Source organism: Marinibaculum pumilum, assembly GCF_042646425.1.
Classification (GTDB): domain Bacteria; phylum Pseudomonadota; class Alphaproteobacteria; order Ferrovibrionales; family Ferrovibrionaceae; genus Marinibaculum; species Marinibaculum pumilum.
In genome coordinates this window covers 2,501-5,783 of sequence record NZ_JBHRTR010000056.1, presented here as the reverse complement: position 1 = coordinate 5,783, position 3,283 = coordinate 2,501, and the positions used below count along the sequence as shown (strand labels likewise).

Annotated in this window: 2 rRNA genes; both read right to left on the bottom strand. The window is 57.9% G+C overall.

The features are described from left to right. Window positions 1–9: 9 nt before the first annotated feature. Window positions 10–124, bottom strand: a 5S ribosomal RNA gene (rrf, locus tag ACFOGJ_RS30310). 119 nt (window positions 125–243) lie between these two features. After that, window positions 244–2,994: ribosomal RNA gene (locus tag ACFOGJ_RS30305) — 23S ribosomal RNA — on the bottom strand. Window positions 2,995–3,283 lie beyond the last annotated feature (289 nt).

Genomic DNA, 3,283 nt, shown 5'->3' with positions numbered 1-3,283 from the left:
CATGAGCGGACCTGGCGGCGACCTACTCTTCCGCGTCTTAAGACGAAGTACCATCGGCGCAGAGGGATTTCACGGCCGAGTTCGGGATGGGATCGGGTGCAGCGCCCTCGCTATGACCACCAGGTCGGCGCATGGCAGGGACGGCGGCCGGTATTTGGGCGGCCGCCGTATGTGGGGTTGGGAAGTGTCTTCGGGATGAACCGAGGTCAGGATGGGAGATTGTGAGTTTGGATTGGGTTGGCTGGATTGTGATCTATCGAGCGATTAGTACCGGTTAGCTTCATGCGTTGCCGCACTTCCACATCCGGCCTATCGACGTGGTGGTCTACCACGGCTCTCAGGGATACCTGGTTTTGAGGTGGGCTTCCCGCTTAGATGCTTTCAGCGGTTATCCCTTCCGTACATAGCTACCCGGCAGTGCGGCTGGCGCCACAACCGGTCCACCAGAGGTACGTCCACCCCGGTCCTCTCGTACTAAGGGCAGCTCCTCTCAAGTATCCAACACCCACGGCAGATAGGGACCGAACTGTCTCACGACGTTCTAAACCCAGCTCACGTACCACTTTAATCGGCGAACAGCCGAACCCTTGGGACCTGCTCCAGCCCCAGGATGTGATGAGCCGACATCGAGGTGCCAAACACCCCCGTCGATATGGACTCTTGGGGGGTATCAGCCTGTTATCCCCGGCGTACCTTTTATCCGTTGATCGATGGCCCTTCCACGCGGGACCACCGGGTCACTATGACCGACTTTCGTCTCTGCTCGACTTGTCTGTCTTGCAGTCAGGCAGGCTTATGCCATTGCACTCATCAGCTGATGTCCGACCAGCCTGAGCCTACCTTCGCGCGCCTCCGTTACCATTTGGGAGGCGACCGCCCCAGTCAAACTACCCACCATGCAGGGTCCCGGCCCCGGATAACGGGGCGCGGTTAGAGGCCAAAAGCCACAAGGGTGGTATTTCAAGGATGACTCCATGCGAACTGGCGCCCGCACTTCAACGTCTCCCACCTATCCTACACATGCCACTTCTGGCACCACTGCAAAGCTGTAGTAAAGGTGCACGGGGTCTTTCCGTCTGACCGCGGGAACTCCGCATCTTCACGGAGAATTCAATTTCGCTGAGCCGATGTTGGAGACAGTGGGGAAGTCGTTACGCCATTCGTGCAGGTCGGAACTTACCCGACAAGGAATTTCGCTACCTTAGGACCGTTATAGTTACGGCCGCCGTTTACCGGGGCTTCGATTCGCAGCTTGCACCGCTCCTCTTAACCTTCCGGCACCGGGCAGGCGTCAGACCCTATACGTCGTCTTGCGACTTCGCAGAGCCCTGTGTTTTTAGTAAACAGTCGCTACCCCCTGGTCTGTGCCCCCCGCCCCCGGTTGCCCGGGAACGGGGCCCTCTTCTCCCGAAGTTACGAGGGCAATTTGCCGAGTTCCTTCAACATCGTTCGCTCACTCGCCTTGGTATGCTCTACCAATCCACCTGTGTCGGTTTCGGGTACGGTCTGTACGCTGGGGCTATTTCCCGGAAGTCCTTGGCAGCCCTCCCAATCCGATAAGGAAGAACTACGTCTGGCCTTCGTCACCTCCAGCAGGCCCAGGAATGTTGACCTGGTTCCCATCGACTACGGCTTTCGCCCTCGCCTTAGGGGCCGGCTCACCCTGCGCAGATCAGCTTTACGCAGGAACCCTTGGATTTTCGGCGGCAGTGATTCTCACACTGCTCTCGCTACTCATGTCAGCATTCTCACTTCCGATACCTCCAGCATACCTCGCGGTACACCTTCGCAGGCTTACGGAACGCTCCGCTACCGCGCGACAAAGTCGCGCCCACAGCTTCGGTACGTGGCTTGAGCCCCGGTACATCTTCGGCGCGGGATGGCTTATTTAGACCAGTGAGCTATTACGCTTTCTTTAAAGGATGGCTGCTTCTAAGCCAACCTCCTGGTTGTTTTGGCCTTCCCACATCCTTTCCCACTTAGCCACGATTTGGGGACCTTAGCTGGTGGTCTGGGCTGTTTCCCTCTCGTCCCAGGACCTTAGCACCCTGAGACTGGCTGCCATGCTCTACTCGCCGGTATTCGGAGTTTGGTTAGGTTTGGTAAGACTTTGGGTCCCCCTAGCCCATCCAGTGCTCTACCCCCGGCGGCAATACATGACGCTCTACCTCAATAGATTTCGCGGAGAACCAGCTATTTCCAGGTTTGATTAGCCTTTCACCCCTAGCCACAAGTCATCCCCGTTCTTTTCAACGAACGTGGGTTCGGTCCTCCAGTGCGTGTTACCGCACCTTCAACCTGCTCATGGCTAGATCACCTGGTTTCGGGTCTTATCCATGCAACTCAGCGCCCTGTTCAGACTCGCTTTCGCTGCGCCTCCACCTAACGGCTTAAGCTCGCTGCATAAATAAAGTCGCTGACCCATTATACAAAAGGTACGCCGTCACCCCGCCCATCCGAAGATATGGGGGGCTCCGACAGCTTGTAGGCATCCGGTTTCAGGGACTGTTTCACTCCCCTCGTCGGGGTGCTTTTCACCTTTCCCTCACGGTACTGGTTCACTATCGGTCACTGAGGAGTATTTAGGCTTGGAAGGTGGTCCTCCCACGTTCAGACAGGATTACACGTGTCCCGCCCTACTCAAGGACCTGACGCAACCTACCGGTACGGGGCTGTCACCCGCTGCGGCCGGCCTTTCCAGGCCGTTCCCGTTCGTTACGCCAGGCCACTGGCCTGTTCCGCGTTCGCTCGCCACTACTAGCGGAATCTCTGTTGATGTCTGTTCCTCCGGTTACTGAGATGTTTCAGTTCACCGGGTTCGCCTCGTACGCCTATGGATTCAGCGCACGATAACCCCGAAGGGTTGGGTTGCCCCATTCGGACATCCTCGGATCAAAGCCTGCTCGCAGCTCCCCGAGGCTTATCGCAGCGTGCCACGTCCTTCATCGCCTCTCAGTGCCAAGGCATCCACCAAATGCCCTTTTCACACACAATCCAACCAGCCCAATCCGAACCCACAATCCAGACACGAAGTCAGGACGCAGATCCTTCAACGCAAGGCCGGCGGATCCAACTCACACCATGCGGACGGATTGCTGATCCAGGCCCGCATGGCCCAAGACGACGACCGCTCCCCCGTCAGCGACGAGAGGGAACGGCCAAACTCGGTTTCTCCATCCCCCTCCATCCTTGCGGATCTCAGGGGACATTGAAGACACTTGCCATCGGTGACGCCAAAGCCCGCACAGGATCGCTCCTGCGCTCGCTCTCTCGCCGCCGATGG